Here is a 22039-nt window from a genome sequence, read left to right as displayed (position 1 = left end):
CAAGGGTTACTTATATCATCTCAATTTTTCATGGGCTTCAGATTAAGCGCGAACATCAAGTACTTTGCCGATAGAGTCAGTCGGTGAAGCGAGTTTGGGGCTGTTTTCAACGACGGCATCCAGCAGGGGCAGAATACTTTGAGCCTGGATATCCTGAGCTTTTTTCAGCATCGCGATCTGAGCCAGTTCCTGGACTTGTGATTGGGATGCCGACTGAGCAAAGTTTTGCACCAGTACACCAATGCTGGAAATGTTGTTGCTCATATGGACTCCTGAAAAGATGACCCGGTCTTGGATGCGCTTCGACCCTGGGCATCGGATTGTTGGTTCACGCCGTGGTAAGGCTCTTCATGTATCAATATATCGGCACCAGGGAATATTTCTTGAATCCGTTCTGCCACTTCGTCGCCAATGACATGAGCGTGTGCGAGATCGAGATCATTTTGCAGGTAGATATAAAGCTGGATGATCATGGTGCGCCCGGCCATGCGCGTGCGTATATGATCGGCCGCTTCCACCCGCGGGTGACTGACCGCAATGCCGTGAATACGATCCTCACTGCCGTCCAGTACTTCCCGATCCATTAACTGATCCAACGCCTTGCGACCGACAATCCAGGCGCTGAACAAGATAAAACCACCCACTGCTGCACCAAAAATCGGGTCAATCCAGTGCACCCCTTGCTGAGCTAACCACAAAGCCGCGATTGTGGCGGCATTGACCAGAAAATCCGATCCGTAATGCGCCGCATCGGCCTGGATGGCAGTGGATTGGGTGACACGAATGACGTGGCGCTGAAACAAAACCAGGAACCCCGTTGCAACCATCGATAGGATCATCACGGCGATGCCAAAGTCGACGGTTTCTACCGTTTGGGGCCGAATCAGGCGCTGAACGGCTTCAAGCAACAAGAATGCACCTGAACCCGCAATGAAGGTAGCTTGGGCCAATGCAGCCAGTGGTTCAGCCTTGCCGTGACCGAAACGGTGATCTTCATCCGGGGGTTGCAGCGCGATTCGAACTGCAATCAAGGTGACGAGTGAGGCGAACAGATCCATTGTCGAGTCAATCAAGGACGCCATCATACTGATTGCGTTGGTACTGATCACCGCCACCAGTTTCAGCGTGATCAACAAGATCGCGACTCCGACAGAGGCAATGGTCACTCGTTTCAACAGTTTCTCTTCCCGAAGGGACATGGCATTACCTAAATATAATAATTAGACCGGTCTAAATAAATCACACACAAGCTGTTGTTTTATAGTATCATTCTTATCGCTGGTTTGTTGATGTCTGGGCAATTCCCTTTGATTTTTTTCTGAACAATACCGTCAGGACCCCTCGAATAACCTTTCGAGGTGCCCTTTATTTTCTGTTTGGGTTCCTCACAGGAAGATTGAGGTTTTGATTTTCTGAAAGCTTATTTATCGAAAACCAATATATGGCGTGTTTTTTGCTTGTTTATACGTGCATTTGTTCAATGAGGCTTTCATGCATCCCCAAATTCAAACCACTGCAGATGGGCAAAGAGTCGCTCAGTGTGAGCAGTTCACTGTGCGTTCCGCTTTTCAACCAATCGTCAGCGTAGCGCACCAGCGCATTGTCGGATATGAAGGCCTGGCAAGGATTTTTGATGCCGATGGTTCACCACGCTCGCCCGCAGACTTGTTCCAATCCATCACGGATATCGAATTTCTGGTTCGTGCAGACCGCGCCTGCCGGGAGGTGCACTTAAAGAACTTCATCAACGCCAACTTCGAGTCAAGCTGGTTGTTTCTGAATGTGCATCCGCTCGTAGCCATGCATGGACATCAGTTCGGTTCTTTTTTTGCACAACTTCTGCAAACACTGAATATAGAAGGCTGGCGCATCGTTATTGAAGTGGTTGAGTCGGAGTTACCCGATGATACGCGGCTTATTGAGTCCATCGAGTTTTATCGTTCACTGGGATGCCTGATCGCGCTTGATGATTTTGGAGTAGGTGGTTCACAGTTCACCCGCTTGTGGCGCATCAATGCGGATATCGTCAAACTTGACCGAAGTTTGATCGTCGAATCCGAATATTCTTATCGTGCACAGCGTACGTTGCCCTCTTTGGTTGCCATGATCCACGAAGCGGGCAGCATGGTATTGCAAGAAGGTATCGAAACCCCCAAGCAGCTAGCTATTGCACTAAACTCGGGGGCGGATCTGTTGCAGGGATTTGGTCTAGCTATGCCGGCACTGCTGAATCAAAAGGAAGAGTTTAATCGCGATTTCCTTGATCAGGGATTGAAGGATAGTTCGCTAGAAATGGATCGAGCCGATTACAACCTTCATCAACAGATCGTTTCAGTCACCGAACGTTTTGAGGATATGTTGGTTGCACTGGAACGGGGCGAATCCCTCCAGAATGCTTCCCGTGCCTTATTATCGATGGCAATCGTTGCGCGTGTATTTGTGCTCGATGCAAGAGGTTATCAGGTGACAGAAACCATTCACGGTGCGTTTGCACCGGCTTCGATCAAGAATCGGTTTCGACCCCTGGCACATGCCGAGGGCGCTTGCTGGGCAAAGCGTCCTTATTTCCGCCGAGCCATGATCGAACCCAATATGGTCCAGATCAGTCGACCTTATCTGTCGGTTGCGGGCGGGAATTTGTGCCGCACGCTGTCGTACTGTCGCGGGCATGCACCCGATAATGGCAATAAAGTCGTTTGCTGTGATATCAACTGGTTGGACGTTTAAAACTCGCAATTTCCTTTTGGCGGGGATGTCAAGTTCCAGCCCTGTCACTGCAAGTGTCATAGAATGTCGCCATTGGCTGCCTCGAACCTGTGTTATTGATGATTTGGACGATTATCGATTTTGCTTTCGAGGCGACTAGGGAATCTTAGTACGAATCCATCCATGGCTTCGTGCGGACACGGGCTTGCGCAAGCTGCGGGTTCACGCCCGTCTTGTGCTGCGCATTTAAATGACTTGCGTCATTGAGCGGCAGGGCATGGATGCCCTGCACTGGAAGGTCTGCATTTGTGCAGATCTTCTCTAGACAGAACACGTGTAGCGACAGGCGGTATCGAAATTGAGTCCACTTCCATTTGCAAGCGCTACAACGACCCGGATTGGTATTACCGGGCTTTCTCAGGCGGGAAAATCCACCCTGATCACGTCGATCATCAATCATCTTGAAAATGCCCGCCGAGGGTCGCTCATCCAGCAAGTGGTTTTAACGGATGTTGCGCACGGTTTGTGGCGGCGGGATGCGCCCCATGCTTTCGATTATGATGCGGGATTACAGGCGCTCACGCATCGCCCGCCATACTGGCCGACTTCGACCACCGACTGGTCAATTGCTCGAATCGAACTCACAATGGTGCGCTCATGGTATTCCCCAAAACCACGTAAACGAATTATTGAACTGTTCGATTACCCCGGTGAGTGGCTCATGGATCTTGCTCTTCTTAATTGGGATTTTCCCCAGTTTTGCCAAGCCCTGTGGGGATGGTGCAGCCAGTCGCCGCGGTTGGAATTGGGAAATGCACTTATTCAGGAGCTGGCTGCAATCGACCCAATGGCACCCGTTGATCGAGCGTACCTTTCGCAGTTGCAACAGCGCTGGGCAGAATTTCTTGCCGATTGCCGGTTACCGCCACATCAACTCAGCCGAAACCTTCCGGGTCGGTTTCTGTTGGCGGGCGCCGATTACAAACCCGGTGACAAACCCTTCGTGCCACTGTTTTTCACTAAGCTGGCAGGTGGCGCGGTGCTAGACAAATTCCCCGCCCAATCCTGGGGCGCGGTGTGTGCGGAGCATTACAAGGCGTATCGTGATCACGAAGCCAAACCATTTTTCGAACAGCATTTCAAGCAGCTTGACGCACAGGTGATTCTCATCGATCTGTTGGGCGCCATGACCGCCGGGCAGGAAGCGCTCAAAGACATGCGTGCCGCGCTCAACAGCGTGTTACAGCCATTCCGCTACGGGCAGGATCATTGGCTTGGCCGGTTGTTCCGTCGTCGAATTCGTAGAGTCGCGGTTTGTGCGACCAAGATCGATCACCTGTTGCCCGAAGATCAGAAACGGATGCAGTCCTTGTTGGAGTCTTATCTCTACGAAACGGTACAGCGATTGGCGGCGGAAGATATTGATGTCAATGTGATGGCCATCGCTGCCGTTCAATCGGCCAAGCTGCATGAGTCTGCTGATCACGTGCAAAGCCTGATTGGTCGGGATAAACGTACGGGGGAGCGTATCCGCTTCACACCGCCGCATCTGCCCGACAATCTACCGCATGCGCTCAATCTCAAAATTGAGGATTTGCCACAACTTTCACCACCGGAAGGTCTCGATCGGGTGCAAGCTTTTCCCGCACGTCGCATCGATCAGTTACTTGCCTTTCTTCTGGCTGAATAAGAGTTTGATCAAACGATGAATGAACAAGACAACGATTTGCGCACGATCATACATGCCATGGGTGATGACGTACCCACGATCGATGCGGCCGAAATTCGAAAAGATGCCACACCCGAGGTTGAACCTGAGCCCCTTTTGCCCCCGGTCCGTAGCCATTGGCTGAGTCGTTTGATCGCGAGCGCTTTGCTCGTCTGGATGGGTGTGGTCTGGAGTCAGGCCGTGGTTTGGGGTTGGTCACTCAACCCGTGGGCTGGTGCGGCTCTGCTGGCGGCTGGAAGTGCAATCATCCTCGGGTTCCTGATACTGGCCTGGCAGGCTCACCGGGCGAGACGGCAGATCGATGAAATTGCCCGTATTCAAGCCTACTTCAAGCAGGCAATCAGCAATCCCTACGCGACTCAAGGCAGCTTGAATGAATGGCTGCAAAGAATCAAACACCTCTATCGGCGAAGTCCGCGCCGTGATGACCTATGGGAAGGGTTGGCCGAAGTGGACGAGAGTTGGAGTACAAAGGAGCTCGCTGGTCATCTCAGCCGCTGGTACGGGGCGCAGGATACCGAGGCCGCGCAACTGGTAAAGCGTGAATCGACGCGAACGGGGGTATTTATCGCCGCCAGTCCCTATCCCGCACTCGATCTGCTCCTGGTGGCCTGGAGAAATGCGGCCATGGTTGAACGTGTGGCGGCGATTTACGGGCTGAAATTATCCGCCACCGCACGCTGGCGCTTGTATCAGATGATTCTGAAAAACATTGCCTTTACCACGGTTACCGAGACAATGCTCGATTCGGTCAGCCAGAGCTGGCTATCGAATATCCTGCTGCAAGTCGGCGTGCGGGCAGGGCAGGGGGTTGGCGTCGCCTTGTATTCGATTCGTATCGGCCATCAAACAATGAAGCAGTGTCGGGTCGTGCCTGAAGATCGTCCTTTGGTTGATCGGAACATTGCCAAGATGGTTGTTGATGCGGTTCGGGGCAAGGCGTGAGCTATTGGATATCACCCACAGCCAGGTACTCTGCGACATCCAGAGCGGCATAGGTCAGAACGCCGTCTGCCCCCGCTCTACGGAAGCCCATCATGGTTTCCAGCAGACATTTGCGCCAATCGAGCCAGCCGTTGTCGGCCGCTGCGCGGAGCATGGCGTATTCCCCGGAGACATGGTACGCAAAGGTAGGCACTTTCAGTTCGGTCTTGATGCGCCGTACGATGTCTAAGTAAGGCATCCCCGGCTTGACCATGACCATATCCGCACCTTCAGCCAAATCCATGGCCACTTCATGCAGGGCTTCATCGGAATTGGCCGGGTCCATCTGGTAGGTTTTTTTATCGGCTTTACCCAGATTTCCAGCTGAACCGACGGCATCACGGAATGGACCGTAAAAGCTTGAAGCATACTTCGCACTGTAGGCCATGATGCGGGTATGGATGTACCCGGCGGTTTCCAGTTGTTGACGGATGGCGCTAATGCGACCGTCCATCATGTCGGAGGGGGCCACGATATCGGCACCGGCCGCAGCGTGTGACAGCGCTTGTTTGACCAGAACTTCAGTGGTTTCGTCATTCAGCACATAGCCATTGGCATCGGTGAGGCCATCCTGTCCATGCGTAGTGTACGGATCGAGTGCGACATCAGTCATGATGCCCAGATTCGGGAATGTATTCTTCAATTCACGGATTGTGCGTTGAACCAAGCCGTCCGGGTCGTAGGCCGCTTCGGCATTGGGCGATTTGGCGCTCAATGGCGTAACCGGGAACAGGGCGAGGGCAGGGATGCCCAGGCTCTGTGCCCGATCGGCTGTATCCAGTAGCAGATCGATACTCTGCCGATACACGCCCGGTAAAGACCCAATCGGTTCCTGCGTCCCTTGCCCCTCGAGAACGAACACCGGGAGAATCAGGTCATTCGCCGAGAGGGTGTGTTCCTGCATCATGCGCCGACTGAAATCATCCCGACGCATACGACGCGGACGGTGGGCGGGGAAAGTGCGATTAATCATTTTTGTTTGCTCCTGAAGTGAGATGTCACTCGGGCGGTGCATGTGCCGCCGGCGACATCGTTCCGAGACTGCGTGCCGGTTATGGTTTTCAGCATCCAGTTATGCTGGATTACACATTGAACAGGAAGTTCAGAATATCCCCATCTTTGACGACATATTCCTTGCCTTCCGCCCGCATTTTTCCGGCTTCCTTGGCGCCCTGTTCGCCCTTGTACTGAATAAAGTCGTCATAAGCGATGGTTTGAGCGCGAATGAAGCCCCGTTCGAAATCAGTATGAATCACGCCCGCGGCCTGTGGGGCCGTGTCGCCTTTGTGGATGGTCCAGGCGCGCACTTCCTTGACCCCGGCCGTGAAATAAGTCTGCAGGCCCAGCAGTGCGTATCCTGCACGGATCACGCGGTTCAGACCCGGTTCTGACTGGCCGATTTCAGCAAGAAACTCATCGCGGTCTTCGTCATCGAGTTGCATGATCTCGGATTCGAGCGTGGCACATACCGGCACGACAGGTGCGTTCTCTTTTGCAGCGTAGGCTTCAACAGCGTCCAGGTAAGGGTTGTTGGTGAAGCCATCTTCGCTGACGTTGGCGATGTACATGATGGGTTTTACGGTCAGCAATTGCAGATCGCGGATGACGGCGAGTTCTTCACTGCTCAAACCCAAGGCTCGAACGGGTTGGACTTCATTCAGTCCGACCATGATTTTTTCAAGCACAGCCTTGCGGGCGATGGCTTCCTTGTTGACGCCGGACTTGCTCGCCTTGACGGCTCTGTCCAGATTGCGCGTGACGATATCAAGATCGGCAAGCACGAGTTCCGTGTTGATGATGTCGATATCACTCAAAGGGTCTACCTTGCCAGCGACATGGATGATGTCGTCGTTGTCAAAGCAGCGAACGACCTGGGCGATGGCATCTGTCTCGCGAATGTTGGTCAGGAACTGATTGCCCAGACCTTCGCCCTTGGAAGCACCCTTGACCAGCCCCGCAATATCGACGAATTCCATCGTTGTCGGCAGAACACGCTCTGGCTTGACGATTTCGGCCAGTGCATCAAGGCGAGGGTCGGGCATGGCGACAATGCCGACATTGGGTTCAATGGTGCAGAACGGGTAGTTTTCTGCCTGAATGTTGGCTTTTGTCAACGCGTTGAACAGTGTGGATTTGCCCACATTCGGCAGGCCGACGATGCCGCAATTAAAACCCATGGAGTCTCTCCGAAAACGGTAAAAAATAAAAAAGGTTGGCCATTATAGACGCCAGAGCCTTTATGCGGGCATTTAAGCTTCCGCGGTGAATGCGTTGATTCGTTGTGTTGATTTTGCCGGATCGATATCCAGCAGAGCGTCGATCTCGTCCACGGCGTGCCGAATGCTGGCATCGATGAGTTTGCGTTCAGATGCGGGCGGATTGGCCAGTACGAACCCGACGACCTGATCCCGGTGGCCAGGGTGGCCAATGCCAAGCCTTAAACGCCAGAAGTCGGGGGAGCCCAACTGAGCCTGAATATCCTTCAGGCCATTGTGCCCACCGTGGCTGCCGCCGATTTTTAACTTCATTTTCCCCGGCGGCAGATCCAGTTCGTCGTGAACGACAAGTATTGATTCCGCAGGAATTTTGTAGAAATTCGCGACCGCGGCAACAGATTTGCCGGACAGGTTCATGAAGGTTTGTGGCTTGATCAATCGTCGATCGACCTGTTTTATTGAGATGCGAAGCATATCGCAGTGGAATTTGGTGTCTGAGCTGAGATGAGCACCCAAGTCTCTGGCCAGTTCATCAATGAACCAGAAACCCGCATTGTGACGGGTCGACTCATATTTGCTGCCAGGATTTCCCAGCCCCACCATAAGTTGAATCGTCATGAGATCACCTGATGACCACTGATAAAGCGTTGATGAATGTACATTGTATAAACAGGGAGTAATAAAAAAACCGCCGCATCTTTACTTCAACCTGTGAAGTTAGAGGCAGCGGTTTAGGTTAGGGGCTAACCCTGATTATTCAGCAGATTCGGATTCAGCAGACTTGTCCAATTTCGGCGCATGAATCGCTACCACACCAACGTCGTGATCTTCGCCCAGTATCAGCGCATGGATGCGAACGTCTGCTGGCATCTTGATCTGGCTCAGGTGAATTGAACCACCGATATCCAGATCCTTCATGTCCACTTCGATGAACTCGGGAATTTTGTCTGCGGTGCAGTCCACTTCAACTTCAGTCAGGATGACACTCACTACGCCGCCCGCTTTTGCACCAACACTGATTTCCTTATTCAGGAAATGCAGGGGAACAGTGACACGCAGTGTCTGGTTGGCAGATACGCGCTGGAAGTCGGCATGCAGAACCAATGGCTTGTAGGGATGGCGGTGCAGATCACGCAGGATGACCTTGCTGGTTTTGCCGTCGATATTGAGATCCAGCACGTGCGAATAGAATGCTTCATGTTCGAGGTGCTTGTGGATTTCGTTGTGCAGGATGGTGACTGACTGAGGGGCTTCGCCACCGCCATACACAATGGCAGGAATGCGGCCTTCGCGACGCAGGCGGCGGCTCGCACCCTTCCCCTGATCATCACGCGCTACGGCGTCAAGCGCAAATGTTTCTTGAGACATGAGAAATAACTCCAAAAAATAATAAATCGTCGGGTCAGATTAAATCGGTGTGGTTAGGCATGACCGACGCGACGGTGGGCTGTTCGCGACCAAACAACGCCTCAACCTTGTTGAGCCAAAGGCCGCAACAAGGCGGGAAATTATAAGGGAAAGAACGAGTAAATTCCAGAGTGTTGATTCTTTAGTGTTAACCGGTTCTTGCGCCGGAGGCCCGGTTGGTTAACACGCTCTTGGAAGGCAATGCGAATTAGTCGTTATAAAGAGAACTCACAGATTCTTCGGTATGGATGCGGCGAATGGTTTCCGCCAACATGCCCGCGACTGAAAGTACGCGGATTTTATCGCATTGTTCAGCTTCGGGTTTGAGTGGAATTGTATCGGTGACGACCAATTCATCCAGGTCTGAATTGTTGATATTGTCGATCGCGGCGCCAGAAAGGATGGCGTGCGTGGCATAGGCAACAACTTTCTTGGCGCCGTGCTTCTTGAGTGCACCTGCCGCCTTGCACAGTGTGCCAGCAGTATCGACCATGTCATCGACAATCACGCAAGTCTTGTCACGCACTTCACCGATGATATGCATCACCTGAGATACGTTGGGGCGAGGGCGGCGCTTGTCGATAATGGCCAAATCGGAGTCGTCCAGGCGTTTGGCAACAGCACGGGCGCGAACAACACCGCCAACGTCTGGCGAGACGACGATCAGATCGTTGTATTTCTGGCGCCAGATATCGCCGAGCAGAATCGGTGAGGCATAGACGTTATCCACGGGGATATCGAAGAAGCCCTGAATCTGGTCTGCATGCAGGTCAACGGTGAGAATCCGGTCCACGCCCACGCTTTGCAGCATGTTGGCAACTACTTTGGCGCTGATCGGCACACGTGCGGAACGCACACGGCGATCTTGCCGAGAGTAACCGTAGTAGGGAATAACCGCCGTGATGCGATAAGCCGAAGCACGACGGAGTGCGTCCACCATTACCATGAGTTCCATGATGTTGTCGTTGGTGGGATCGCAGGTTGGTTGAACGATGAAGATGTCCCGTCCGCGAACATTTTCCAAGATTTCAACGTAGCTTTCGCCATCGCTGAAGCGGGAAACTGTGGCTTGCCCGAGTTGAATATCTAGACTTTCAACGACGCGCTCGGATAGAGCCCGATTAGCGTTGCCGGAAAATACCATCAGTGTTCTTTGGATTGTCATCGTTCTGCCGATTGTTTGGCTGGGCCGCAAGGATTCGAACCTTGGAATGCTGGGATCAAAACCCAGTGCCTTAACCAACTTGGCGACGGCCCAAACGAAAGAGGAGCGCATCTTAACGAAGCCTTTTGCCTTTGCCAAGTGCTTTCATGTAATTTTTTATCATTCATGGTGAGCGATAGGGCTATCAGGCAGGGCTTTTGCAATGATTACTCGTTGAATCTGCTCGGTATCGCGAGCCAAAATTATTGCTGTGTGTTCTGCTTCTGCAAGGCTGGTAACCGGTGAAAACAGGCTGGAGCCACTGCCAGTCATTCGGGAAAATCCCGTTGCTTGCCTCAGGGCCTGGTGACAGGCAGCTATGTTGGCGTTTTCTGCATGCGCGATGGACTCGAACGCGTTGTAGCCGGATTGTTGCCAGTGATTGACCAGTTCATCAGGCTTGGATTTCACTTCGTTACGAATGAGATCAGGGTGAGCGAAGCAATTTGCCGTCATAACACGTGTGTTCGGCACGACTAGGACAAACCATTGTGTAGCGACCGGACTGGGGTAGGGGGTAATCCGGTCGCCTATTCCTTCCGCCCAGGCATTGGTTTGATAGAGAAAGAACGGTACATCAGCACCGAGTTCACGCGCGAGCTTAACCAGTTCCATTAATGGCAGATGAACGCCCCAGAGTTGATTAAGCGCCAGGAGCGTCGTCGCCGCTGCGGAAGAGCCACCACCGAGACCACCACCCACTGGGGTGTTCTTGGTGAGTGTAATCCGCGCGCCTCTTAGTGAATGCCTCTGAGTGACCGCGGTTTCTTGGAGCAGGGCAGCCGCTCGATAGATCAGATCGTCGCACTCATTCGTCGGCTTCAGGGCAATGGATTCTGCACCTTCCTGCCACTGCACTGAAATGTCGGGTTCACAGGTATGTTCGAACGTCAATTCATCGCCGTAATCGAGCCGCTGGAAATAAGTTTGCAACTCGTGATAACCACGAAATGCTCCTTCGGGGATCTTGCCGTTGATATGCAGGAATAAATTGACTTTAACGGGTGCAAGCCAACGGGATGGTGCGTCAGGGGTCATCGGACTGGCTCAAGTTTACCGTTTGCATTCATTTGCCATGATTCAACGATGAGTCGCAACCGGATATCGTTGCGGCTGACGGTGATTTTCCTTGGCATATCCAGATCGAGTCCAGGTACGGGCATATAGGATTCGTAGTCGATCAGCCAGCCATCGTCACTTAATGTGCGCAACCGGCCGCGCTCATTGAGTTGAATCATGGCGTTCTTGTCGTGCGGCAGTCCACGAATCCAGTCGGGCAGGGCAGTGATGGGTATTTTCCAGCCGGTAAGCTGTTCAATGCTTGCTTCGGGGTTTGACGTGAACTGGCGATGACCGGCGGAATCAGTAATCAGCATCCTATCCGGACTTCCGATCAATTCGACCGTACCTTGATTGAGAGGGGCATTCAGTACGATTTTTGCGGTATCACCAATTTGGTGCCAGTTGAGATTGACGGTTCCGCCATCGGTTTCGGTGCGGATGGCTATTCGACCGATGCACTGCCAGTCAGTAACTTGACGGACAGCTTCCTCGTGCGCCTGCCAGGCCGGGTTTAGCCTGTTTTGTATTGACGTGGCCTGATCAAGACTGACCGGTTGTTGAGCACATCCACCCAGTAATGTCGTTATGGCGATTCCAGCCATCAGCAGGCGAGATCGAAACGATAATTTGATCATCATGGTTGGTTTTGATTCTGCTGTGTCTCTGTGTCGTCATCGTCCATTAGGTCAGGTGCGTATTTCTGTATGGTCTGCGTCAATACAGGATGATCTCCGTGCAGCAACATAGCGCGTTTCCACACATCCTTGGCTTCTTCATGTTTATCAAGGTGCCAGAGTACGGTGCCCCAATGTGCGCCAACTTCCGGGTCGGGTGCTAGTTTGTACGCCTGTTTAAGCGTTTTCTCTGCCTCTTTGAACTGACCCAATCGATATTGCACCCAGCCAAGGCTGTCGAGATAAGCCGCATTTTCAGGATCGCTTTGCAGTGCTTTTCGAATCATTTTTTCCGCTTCTGCGAGATCACGGTTTTCATCGGCCAGGGTGTAGCCCAGTGCGTTGAGCGCCGTTGCATTCTCCGGGTCTTCCTTGATGACCTGACGAAGGATGGCTTCCGCTTCAATGCTGCGGTCGAATTTCAGGAGGATCATGGCTCGCTGTAACTGAAGATCGTGAGCATTAGGCCAAATCGTGACGGCTTCGTTGAGCGTGGTAAGTGCTTCCTGATCTAGTCCTTGAGTTTGCAGTAACCCCACTTTTGCCAGCGTAAGACGCTGTTTGTCGCCTACGTCAATGGGATGACTCAGTGCTATATCCAAGCTCTGAAGCGCGCCAACCATATCACCGGACTGCGCATATGCCGCCGCCATAAGTACGCGTGCCTCGGCATAGTGTTCGCTGTTGACCGAAACCCGGTTGAAATAACGGATAGCCTGCTGAAACGCGTTCGATTGCGCGGCGAGTCGACCGAGCAGCAGTTGGGCAAGGTCATGCTGACCGGGCAATTGATCGAGTTTGAGTAAGGCCTTCCTGGCGAGTACGGGGCGTTCGATCTGCAAAGACATCAGAGCCAGGGCACGCAATTGATCAGGGTCTTTGAACGGCTTTTTAAGCGCAGATTCAATCAGCCTGCCTGCCTTGGCTGAGCCACCTGCCCTGATGGTGGATTCGATCAACCCGGTCAGATAGCGATTTGTACCGGGAAAGGCACGATGGGCTGACTCCAGTGCCTTAAGGAGCGCAGAATAATCGCCGGACTGACTCAAGGCAACGATGAGGATATCCCTCGCCGTCATGCTATGGGGATCAAGTTCAACCGCGCGCTGTGCAGCAACAATCGCGGTCTGATGGCGGTTGAATTTCAGGTCCAGTTTGGCCACCACGACCTGGGCGGTGAAGTTGTTAGGATAGTGTTTCGCCAAATGATCGATGTAGGTGATGGCTTTTTCTCTGGGTACGTTATTTTCAAGATAGGCACCAAGCTCGTTGAAGACAGCTTGATTATCTTGATTGATCTGCGTGAGCCAGTTTTCCAATGCCTCATCTGCTGCTGCGGTATCACCCAGTTGGATCGCGGAGACGGTCAGTGTGGCCGCAGCCTTTATGGACTTGGGCTCCAGCGCTATCCAGCGCTTGGACATGTTCTGCGCCATTTCATATTTCTTGGCAATCAGTGCTATCTGGCTTGCGCGCTGGATAATGGATAACTCATTTGTTTGTTCTGCCGCCGCGTAATAATAATCAGCCGCTTGTGACAAATTATTTTCCTGACCAGCAAGCTCTCCTGCCATGATGAGAAAAACCGGGTTCTGGTCAATTTTCTTTAATCGAGCTTGTTCCTGAGCAGTCGACGAGATGTTGGTATCAGCAGCCTCTGTAGCCTTGCTCGCTGTTTTTGGTGGCTGGGCTGAAACCGTTAGTGCACTGCATCCGGTGGTCATGAGCGTAATAACCATAGCAATGGTTGAGACGAGGGATGAAACAGTGGATTGAGTGGTCACCAAAGCGTTTGTCGATGAAATAGCCTTGATTTGGCCTAGATGTGGTGGTCTGGGGTTCAGCGAAGATACACGCATGGCGTCACTGTCTCTGGATATATAAATTGAGGTAATGGAAGACTTTTAGTCTGAATGATCAGTGTAGCGTTTCGTGGTGAAATTCGCTTGCTCATCTAAGGGGAATCTCGAAAAACCCCTTCCATGGGTTTTTTTCGAAGACGTTCATTGCGGGGAACCAAGGTCGTTGCAGGAAGCAACGATGGAACGCCTTGCGTTTTACGAAGCGCCCTTGATTTTGACGTTATGTTTAGGTGGGTTGACCAGGGGCACGCGCCTTTTTCTCTGTCCTGATCTGAATATCCAGCTGCCAGAAATAATACATGATGGGAATAACCACCAGCGTCAGCAGGGTAGAGGCGAGCGTTCCGAAGATTAGGGAAACAGCCAGGCCACCGAAGACGGGATCGGTCACCATAACCGCAGAACCAAACACAATCGCCAGTGCCGTCAGGAGAATCGGGCGAAAGCGGACTGCACCAGCTGTGATAACGGATTCCTTGAGGTCAAACCCTTCTTTGCGGTATTCAAGAATGAAGTCGATCAAAAGAAGGGAGTTTCGAACAACCACGCCGGCAAGTGCGATGAAACCAATCATTGAGGTGGCGTTGAATGGCATGTCAAACAGCCAGTGGCCGGGGAAAATACCCACCAAGGTCAAAGGGATCGCCCCCATGACAATGACCGGAAGCATGAAGGACTGATAATAGGCCACCAGCAAGAGGTAGATGAATATCAGTGCAACGATGAATGCAGCCCCGAGGTCTCGGAAGACATCCAAAGTCAGACGCATATCACCGCCCCACAACAGTTGATATTTTTCGAGATCATCGGGCTGAGCATCGGTAAAACCGAGGTTGGCCGTGGTTAACGTCACATTACCATTTAGCTTCATGTCATCGAGCCACTTGTTCAGTGTCAATGTGGCGTAGACCGGTGAGCTACCGAGCAAATCACCCTGTACATACACGACTTCGTGTTGATCCTGATCAAGGATCGGCTTGGCGACACTCGATTTGATGATATTAACGAAGCTGCTGATGGGAATCTGTTTGCCGCCTGCTCCGATAATCGTCAGATCACGTACCTTTTGAATGGTTGCGCGATCGGCGATCGGAAGTTGCAGGACGATATTGATCGGTTCGGCCGAATTGGATTCGTGCAACGAGCCAATCGTGACTCCGCCTACATAACTGTGAATCAGCTGGGCGATCTGAGCGGGCATGACGCCAGACTGCATGGCCTTCTGGCGATCGACTTCAATCAGATATTCCGGGGCAGTCGCTGTAATACTGTCATCGACGTTGATCATGCCGTAGACATCATTAAACTTGGCTTTGACTTCATTGGCGATTGCACGCAGCTCAGTGTAGTTGGGTCCATGGATACGCGCCAGAATCTGGGCGCGTACGGGTGGGCCTGGCGGCGTCAGGAAGAGCTTGACTAGCGCCGGTTTGGAATTTTCCCGTACGGCTTTTAGTGATTTCCAAATGCCAGTTGCCACCACTTCCGTATTCGGACGATCGTGCAAAGGTACGAGATTGACCCGGATCTGAGCAAGATTGCTGCCTTGGCGCATCATGTCGCCCCGGACCATCCCGGCAAACGTGAGCGGTCCCGTGCGCCCCAGAAACGTCTGGTAGTTGGTTACATACGGGCTTTGCGAGACCACTTGGGTCACGTTGTTAACGATGCGACCAGTCTCATCCAGTGCAGTCCCCGCCGGTGTGTCCACCTCAATCACGAACGTGCTGACATTGCCCTCCGGCAGCAATTTGAGGCTGACGCCCGCTGGGCTTAAGGGGCCATTCATGCCGTTCGCTCTTATGAACTGCCATGCGGGCATCAGCATGGAAGCCACCATCAGAACGAGTACTAAAATCAGGAAGAACAACGAAAGTCCCCGACTGCCAAGCAGCGGACGAATCACACGGGTGTAGCCGCGTTGCAGTAAGTCAGGGCGGTGGGGCTCATCAGAACGTGCCTCATAAGCAGCCAACTCCTTATGTGCCTTACCACGCAACCACAGATAGGCAGTCCAGGGTACGACGATATAGGCCAGAATAAGAGAAGCGACCATCGCTATGGGAACGTTGATCGGGATGGGAAGCATGAATGGCCCCATCATGCCGGTAACAAACGCCATCGGGACGAACGCCAGAATGACGGCGATGGTGGCAATGTTGGTGGGGTTGCCAATTTCGTTGGTTGCGCGGATCAATAAATCCGCAAAAGACTTTTCCTTGCCTTCGTGGATGTGACGATGGATGTTCTCAATCACGACGATGGCAGCGTCAACCAACAAACCCAGCGACAGAATCAACGCGAACAACGATATTCGGTTGATGGTCTGCCCGATGACGTAACCGACACCCAGCACGACAAACAGGGTGAGTGGGACGGTGAGGGTGACGATGAGCGCTTCTCTCCAGCCGAGGAAGAAGAACAGGATGATGAGCACCACCAGAACGGCGATCATCAGATGCTCCATCAGCAAATTGACAGCATCGTCCGCTCGTTTACCGTAGTCTCGTGTCACAGTGACATGCACGTTTTGCGGCACCATTTGCTGCTCAACAACCTTGAGTTTAGCCAGAACGTGCTCAGTCACCGTTACGGCATTGGCGCCGGCCCGCTTGCCGATGTTCAAGACGACCGCGGGATCGTTGCCACCAATCTCATAACCTTTTGGGTTTCCTTTGCCGTAGCCGAACTGCGAGTACTGCTCGTGTTCTTCCGGCGCCATTTTGATGTCTGCAATGTCGCGCAGAAACACCGGCCGCTGATTGTGGGTGCCGATGATGATTTCACCGAGCTCCTGAACATTAGTGAATGCAGCATTAACCCGCAGATTCGTCTGTTCGTTGTTATTGACGATATGCCCGGCAGGTAACACGACATTGGATGCCTTGAGCAGGTCGATTAGGGTACTGAGCGCTATGCCCGAACTGCTGAGTTTCTGTGGGTTGACGCTCACAGAAAGGATCTGCTTTTGACCACCGATGACTTCGCTGTTGCCAACATCCGGCACACTTTGAAGCTGATCAAGTACACGCTGACCAAGTTCACGCAGTTCAATGCCATTCATCTGCGTGGAACTAAGTGTAATGGTCATGACAGGAACGTCGGTGATGCCGATGCTCTTGACCAGCGGTTGGCTCGTGCCTTGTGGCAGTTTGTCCATATTGCGTGAGAGTTGGTTATAGAGCAGAAGCAGGCTCCGCTCTTCATCGCTGCCGACTTTAAACGCTACAGTAACGATGCCCATGTCATTAACGGCGTAACCGTAGGTGTGATCGACACCCTTGATGCCGGCCATGATGGCTTCAAGGGGTTTGACGACCTGCTCCTTAATCTGTGACGCGCTGTTGCCGACACGTTGCACCAGAATCTGCGCACCGGGCACCACGATTTCCGGGTTGTATAACCTGGGCGTGATGAAGAAGGCCATCAGGCCGAACAATGTCAGCGCCACCATGATCAAGGCCGTGATCTTGGAGTGCAGAAAGGTCTGCGCCAGCCTGCCGGCCAGATTGAGATTGGGCACAGGTTCGTCTTTGGGTGTGTGCTTCTGTTCACTCATGATGCGGGCTGTTCTTTGGCTGCTGGTGTGTTGGTGACGACGATACCATTTTGCAGGCGGTCATCCGATTGCGTAACAATCCTTTCGCCCGATACAAGGCCGGACAGGATCTCTTGCTTGCCGTCGATAACGTGGCCAAGGCGTACCATCCGGAACCACGCACGGTTCTGATCGTCAAGTACGAACACGCCGCGAATACCGCCCCGATCATGGATTGCTGAAAGCGGAACCAACATGCCGTTTTCGTGGGCAACAGCAATCTCGACTACAACATAATTACCGCTGCGCACATTGACGTTCTCCGGCACACCGATCTTGACGGTGTGGGTGTGCGTAACAGGATCCGTGGCGTCGACCATGCGTTCAACAAGCCCCTGAAACTGATGTTGTTCACCCTGGAAGTCCGTGTAACGGACGGTAACAGGTTCTCCTGGCTTCAGTGTGGCGAACGCCTGACTGGTGAGCTGGACTTCAACTTGTTTCTGTCCGCTACCCTGCAAGGTAAGTAACGGGAACCCTGGAGTCGCCATTTGGCCGGCATCGACCGTCCGACTGGTTATCGTGCCGCTGAATGGGGCCGAGATTTTGACATATGTCAGTTGGGACTCTGCCTGCTTCAACCCGGCTTGTGCCGCAGAGTAATTGCTTTGAGCAACCTTGTAGGCGGTTTGCATCTGCTCATACATTTGTTTTGGAACGGCATTTTCTTTGTAAAGCGAGGAGTAGCGATCGTAGTTGTTTTTTGCGTCTGATAGAGAAGCGTAAGCCTTGTTTACTTCGGCTCGCGCCTGATTGATTGCACCGGTGACATCTGTGGAATCGATGGTGAGCAGTGTCTCGCCCGATTTGACGGTCTGTCCTTCATGAACATCCACACTCCGCACATAGCCCATGACCCGGGATGAAATCGAAATCTGATCGGAGGTGATTACCGAGCCCGGGAACAATGCGAACACAGGCAAAGACTGATCTTGCACCTTGAACAACTCAGCCAGTGTCTTCAGTTCGGGTTGGGATGAAACTGAAGCCGGATGCTCATCGTGACCTCCGCAAGCGGAAAGTACGGATGCAATGGCGAGGAGGGCGGCAACACCAACGGTTTTTTTCGCGAAAGCACGATTATTGACGGACATGTTATTGAGGCACCTTAGAAACAGAAAGAACGGCGGGCTGCGCAAGGGCAGAACGCCGCGCGTCGGGCAGTGATGATTGGGTGGTCAGCGGTGTGGCTGAAATGGCGTCCGGTTCGAGTTGGCCGGTCATCAATAGTAAGGTGGCACGTTGCAGGATCAATTCATATTGAGCCTGTAAAAATTCTGCACGTGATTTATCCAGCTCAGCTTGCGTTTGCAGCAAGTTGGTCATGGTGGAAATCCCTTGCGCATACCGCAGTTTTTCAAGGCGTGTGGCTTCTTCGCTCTGAGAAATCGCCAGTTTTTTCAACTCCAGCCGATACTCCGCCAGTTGAGCGGCTCGCCAGGTTTCACCCACTTGTGACATCAGGGTGTTGATCGCCATTTGTTGATTAGACTGGGTAGCGTTCAGACCGGCGACGGCACGATCAACCTGGCCTGAGCGGGCACCGAAATCGAGTATCTTCCAATTTAGTACGGCACCCACCGTATACGAATCGTTCTTGATTCCGAGGTTTTCGCTGTTCCAGTCCTGCTGTGCCATCAGGTTGACGTGCGGTTTGTAGACCGAGCGCGCAGAGGATACCCCTGAACGAGCGGCATCTATCTGTTGGTCCATGGCCAGAATCTGCGGATTGTTGCGCAGTGCCATGGTTCGTGCCTCTTCCAAGGTGCCGGACAGTTTGTCAATGTGAATCAACTCATTGATTTCAAAGTGTTGATTGCCTGGTGATCCCATGACAATACGCAATGCATCCTTGGCGTTGGCCAATTGATCCAGTGCTTGTTGATGCCGTAGTTGAATATCGCCCAGATTGACTTCCGATTTCAGCAGATCACTTTTGGAAACAACACCCTGTAAATACATTTTATTGCTCAAATCACGATAGGATTTCGCCGCTTCAACCGCCTGCTGTGTGACTTTTACAAAAGCGCGTGCCGCATCAATGCCCGCATAGGCGGTAACAACCTGCAGGATGAGTTGCTGTTTTGCCGCACGGTCACCGGATTGGGCCGCACGTAACAAGGCTTCTGCCTGTGCTTTCATCCCGCTTATTTTGCCGCCGTTATAAATAGGCACCGACAGCTTCAGGCTGGTCTGAAAATTCTGGTGCCAACCGGGGTGGTTGAGGCTATCAGGTGGGGTACTGCTGGCGCCAGCCAGATTGCCGAAGGTGGGTCCGGCTTCTTGAAAAAATTGCTGCACACCAAAGTCATTGAAGTTGGCCTGCCCCTGATTCAGCTTCATGCCGAAGACGTTCAGGGCATTGTTGGAAGCCATGCCTCCGAACGAAAGATCCAGCTGCGGTAAACGATTTCCGCTAGCCTCCTGAATTGCACCCTGTGCCTGATCAATCATGGCCTGGGATTGTTGCATCATCGGGTTCTGCGTCAGCGCATTCTGGATTGCTTGCTGAATGCTCAGACCTTGAGCGTTCTGTGATTTTGTCACAGTGGCTTGGCCGTCAAGAACTGGTAAAGTTTGTGCGAAGCCGGATGCTTGTGCGGTAATAAATAGGATTACTGACGTTACCAGAATGGAGCTCTTCACCGTGAATGGACCTCTTATGCATGGTGCCTGAATTGAATTTATTGTTTTAATTCTATGGGTTGCCACGGATAGTTTACCTGTCTATCAAAACTCATCGGACTACGTGAAAGAGGGCATCAGCGCAGCAATGATTCTACTAAGACGGCTGATTGTAAATAAATTAAGTTTGCATACAAGTTATTTATTAGTCTTTTCTAATATAGTTTTGTTCAAGGTTTGATTGTTGGTGATGGGTTGAAAATATGATTAAGCGTCAATGCAGAATCTTTGGGTAAGATGCAGGTTTTTAAACGTATCTACCCTTGCTGACAAAATATGCCTCGTATCGCACTTACCCTTGAATACGACGGATCCCGCTATCATGGTTGGCAGCGCCAATCGGAGGTCGACTCGGTCCAGGCGCGGCTTGAAACCGCGTTGTCTCGCGTAGCCGATTCGCCTGTGGAAGTGGTCTGTGCCGGGCGAACCGATGCGGGTGTGCATGCCAGCCATCAGGTTGTTCACTTTGATACAGAGGCGATTCGTTCCGAGCGGGCATGGTTGCTTGGTGTCACCCAGGCTCTGCCGTCTGACATCAGTATCTTGTCAGCTCAAGTTGTTGATTCTGAGTTTCATGCCCGATTCAGTGCAACCGCACGAAGCTATCGCTACATTATCTTGAATCGGATGACGCGCTCTGCACTGCAACGCGGTCGGGTCACGTGGTGGCGCGGTTCGCTGGATGAGGGTGCCATGCACGAGGCAGGTCAATATTTACTGGGTGAGCATGATTTCAGTAGTTTTCGCGCGAAGGATTGTCAATCCATCAGCCCTGTGCGCCATATTGAATCCTTGAGTTTCCGTCGTCAGGGCGAATACGTTTATATGGACATTACAGCCAACGCCTTCCTGCATCACATGGTGCGCACTATTGTGGGCACGCTGTTGCCGGTGGGGGCAGGGGAGCAGCCTGCCGATTCGCTTCGGGATATTCTTCTGGCCAAGCATCGTTCGGCCGCGGGTATGACAGCGCCCGCGGATGGACTTTATCTGGTCGATGTTCGTTATCCCGATTCGTTTAGCATCAAGCAAGCCGGGTCAAAACCGATATTTTGGGCCTCTAGCTGCGAAATGCAGTCGGGTTGCTGCTAGAATCCTGCCTTTAATTTACGTGTTGAGGATTAATTTCCCCATGGCCCTTAAGATGGCCCCATCCATACCGACGGCTCAATCGAGCTCTAGATCAGCTCGCTTTGCAGAGGACGCCTCTTTCGTTCGGCCGGAGCGTACGCGGGTGAAAATTTGCGGGTTGACTCGAACGGAGGATGTGGATGCGGCCGTTCAGTATGGTGCGGATGCGGTCGGGTTCGTGTTCGTGCCTGCAAGCAAGCGGAATCTCGCGCCTGAAGCGGCTTTGGCGTTATTCGATCGTGTACCGCCGTTCGTGCAATCGGTAGCACTTTTCCTAGATGCAGACGAGTCGCTGGTCGAGACCGTCATCAGCAAGCTCTCGCCCGACCTGCTGCAATTCCATGGACATGAAACCGGTGCGTACTGCCGTCAGTTTGGCCGCCCGTACATCAAGGCGCTCGGCACGGATTTGTTTGTCGATCCATCAAGTGATTTGCTTGGCCATGCATTGGCAGATCACGCGACAGCGCGTGGTTTTCTGCTGGATAGCCATGCCACCGGCGCACTGGGTGGCACAGGCACGCGTTTCGATTGGCAACATTGGCCGCAAGGTCAATATCCATCGGTACCTTTCATATTGGCAGGTGGGCTTGATGCCACCAACGTAGGAGAAGCGATCAAGAGCTTGCAGCCTTACGCGGTTGATGTTTCCAGCGGCGTTGAAACAGCACCCGGCATCAAGTCAGCTAAAAAAATTCAGGAATTTATGAACAAGGTGAACCCAATTGGATAACCCCGAAAATCGAAAAATCAACCCAACCATAGCGGCCTTTGATGCAGC

18 protein-coding genes and 1 tRNA gene are annotated in these 22039 nt (G+C 52.5%); 5 read left to right on the top strand and 14 right to left on the bottom strand.

Annotated elements, in window-relative coordinates; all coding sequences use genetic code 11:
- Positions 1-42: 42 nt before the first annotated feature.
- Together M7R55_RS09505 and M7R55_RS09500 are read right to left on the bottom strand one after the other, a co-directional pair.
- Entirely contained in the window at positions 43-264 is a 222-nt protein-coding gene (locus M7R55_RS09505) for a putative motility protein (protein ID WP_298220173.1), read from the bottom strand.
- Positions 261-1199, bottom strand: coding sequence for a cation diffusion facilitator family transporter (locus M7R55_RS09500; protein WP_298220172.1), 939 nt, complete (start codon positions 1197-1199; stop codon positions 261-263). Before M7R55_RS09500 ends, M7R55_RS09505 begins: the two co-directional genes overlap by 4 nt.
- 292 nt (positions 1200-1491) lie before the next feature.
- On the opposite strand from M7R55_RS09500, the gene M7R55_RS09495 reads away from it, so the two are divergent.
- The 3 genes from M7R55_RS09495 to M7R55_RS09485 all read left to right on the top strand — a co-directional run bounded on the left by M7R55_RS09495 (position 1492) and on the right by M7R55_RS09485 (position 5380).
- Entirely contained in the window at positions 1492-2727 is a 1236-nt protein-coding gene (locus M7R55_RS09495) for an EAL domain-containing protein (RefSeq protein ID WP_298220171.1), read from the top strand.
- A 337-nt stretch (positions 2728-3064) separates the two neighbouring features.
- Positions 3065-4396, top strand: a complete 1332-nt coding sequence (locus tag M7R55_RS09490) for a YcjX family protein (protein WP_298220170.1) — start codon at positions 3065-3067, stop codon at positions 4394-4396.
- A gap of 15 nt (positions 4397-4411) precedes the next feature.
- Positions 4412-5380 carry a DUF697 domain-containing protein gene (locus tag M7R55_RS09485; RefSeq protein WP_298220169.1) on the top strand — a complete coding sequence of 323 codons (969 nt, stop codon included), beginning with the start codon at positions 4412-4414 and terminating at the stop codon, positions 5378-5380.
- 1 nt (position 5381) lies between these two features.
- Here the strand turns inward: M7R55_RS09485 and hemB are convergent, their stop codons facing one another.
- The 12 genes from hemB to M7R55_RS09425 all read right to left on the bottom strand — a co-directional run bounded on the left by hemB (position 5382) and on the right by M7R55_RS09425 (position 19989).
- Entirely contained in the window at positions 5382-6392 is a 1011-nt protein-coding gene (hemB, locus tag M7R55_RS09480) for a porphobilinogen synthase (RefSeq protein WP_298220168.1), read from the bottom strand.
- 109 nt (positions 6393-6501) lie between these two features.
- Positions 6502-7596, bottom strand: a complete 1095-nt coding sequence (gene ychF, locus M7R55_RS09475) for a redox-regulated ATPase YchF (RefSeq protein WP_298220167.1) — start codon at positions 7594-7596, stop codon at positions 6502-6504.
- 72 nt (positions 7597-7668) lie between these two features.
- Entirely contained in the window at positions 7669-8253 is a 585-nt protein-coding gene (gene pth, locus M7R55_RS09470) for an aminoacyl-tRNA hydrolase (protein WP_298220166.1), read from the bottom strand.
- 135 nt (positions 8254-8388) lie between these two features.
- On the bottom strand, positions 8389-9003 hold the full coding sequence (locus M7R55_RS09465) for a 50S ribosomal protein L25/general stress protein Ctc (RefSeq protein ID WP_298220165.1): 615 nt from the start codon (positions 9001-9003) through the stop codon (positions 8389-8391).
- Positions 9004-9250: 247 nt separating this feature from the next.
- Entirely contained in the window at positions 9251-10207 is a 957-nt protein-coding gene (locus M7R55_RS09460; protein ID WP_298220164.1) for a ribose-phosphate diphosphokinase, read from the bottom strand.
- 16 nt (positions 10208-10223) lie between these two features.
- Positions 10224-10300, bottom strand: a tRNA-Gln gene (locus M7R55_RS09455).
- 66 nt (positions 10301-10366) lie between these two features.
- Positions 10367-11284 carry a 4-(cytidine 5'-diphospho)-2-C-methyl-D-erythritol kinase gene (gene ispE / locus M7R55_RS09450; protein WP_298220163.1) on the bottom strand — a complete coding sequence of 306 codons (918 nt, stop codon included), beginning with the start codon at positions 11282-11284 and terminating at the stop codon, positions 10367-10369.
- On the bottom strand, positions 11281-11946 hold the full coding sequence (gene lolB, locus M7R55_RS09445; protein WP_298220162.1) for a lipoprotein insertase outer membrane protein LolB: 666 nt from the start codon (positions 11944-11946) through the stop codon (positions 11281-11283). Before lolB ends, ispE begins: the two co-directional genes overlap by 4 nt.
- Entirely contained in the window at positions 11943-13706 is a 1764-nt protein-coding gene (locus tag M7R55_RS09440; protein WP_298220161.1) for a tetratricopeptide repeat protein, read from the bottom strand. The genes lolB and M7R55_RS09440 overlap by 4 nt, the downstream gene beginning before the upstream one ends.
- 364 nt (positions 13707-14070) lie before the next feature.
- Positions 14071-17403 (bottom strand): efflux RND transporter permease subunit, encoded by a 3333-nt coding sequence (locus M7R55_RS09435; protein ID WP_298220160.1) that lies wholly within the window; start codon positions 17401-17403, stop codon positions 14071-14073.
- Positions 17400-18536: an efflux RND transporter periplasmic adaptor subunit gene (locus M7R55_RS09430; protein ID WP_298220159.1), complete on the bottom strand. Its 1137-nt coding sequence runs from the start codon at positions 18534-18536 to the stop codon at positions 17400-17402. The genes M7R55_RS09435 and M7R55_RS09430 overlap by 4 nt, the downstream gene beginning before the upstream one ends.
- A gap of 1 nt (position 18537) precedes the next feature.
- A complete protein-coding gene (locus tag M7R55_RS09425) occupies positions 18538-19989 on the bottom strand; it encodes a TolC family protein (RefSeq protein WP_298220158.1) in 1452 nt (483 codons plus the stop codon).
- A 414-nt stretch (positions 19990-20403) separates the two neighbouring features.
- On the opposite strand from M7R55_RS09425, the gene truA reads away from it, so the two are divergent.
- Both truA and M7R55_RS09415 read left to right on the top strand, forming a co-directional pair.
- Positions 20404-21219 (top strand): tRNA pseudouridine(38-40) synthase TruA, encoded by an 816-nt coding sequence (gene truA, locus M7R55_RS09420; protein WP_298220157.1) that lies wholly within the window; start codon positions 20404-20406, stop codon positions 21217-21219.
- A gap of 40 nt (positions 21220-21259) precedes the next feature.
- The gene (locus M7R55_RS09415) at positions 21260-21991 is read left to right on the top strand and encodes a phosphoribosylanthranilate isomerase (protein ID WP_298220156.1); all 732 of its coding nucleotides are present in this window, start codon (positions 21260-21262) and stop codon (positions 21989-21991) included.
- The last annotated feature ends 48 nt before the right edge of the window (positions 21992-22039 follow it).

Source organism: Halothiobacillus sp., assembly GCF_027346185.1.
In the GTDB taxonomy this organism is placed as follows: Bacteria; Pseudomonadota; Gammaproteobacteria; order Halothiobacillales; family Halothiobacillaceae; genus Halothiobacillus.
Note: the sequence above shows the minus strand (reverse complement) of the source record. Positions and strands in the feature narration are given on the sequence as shown.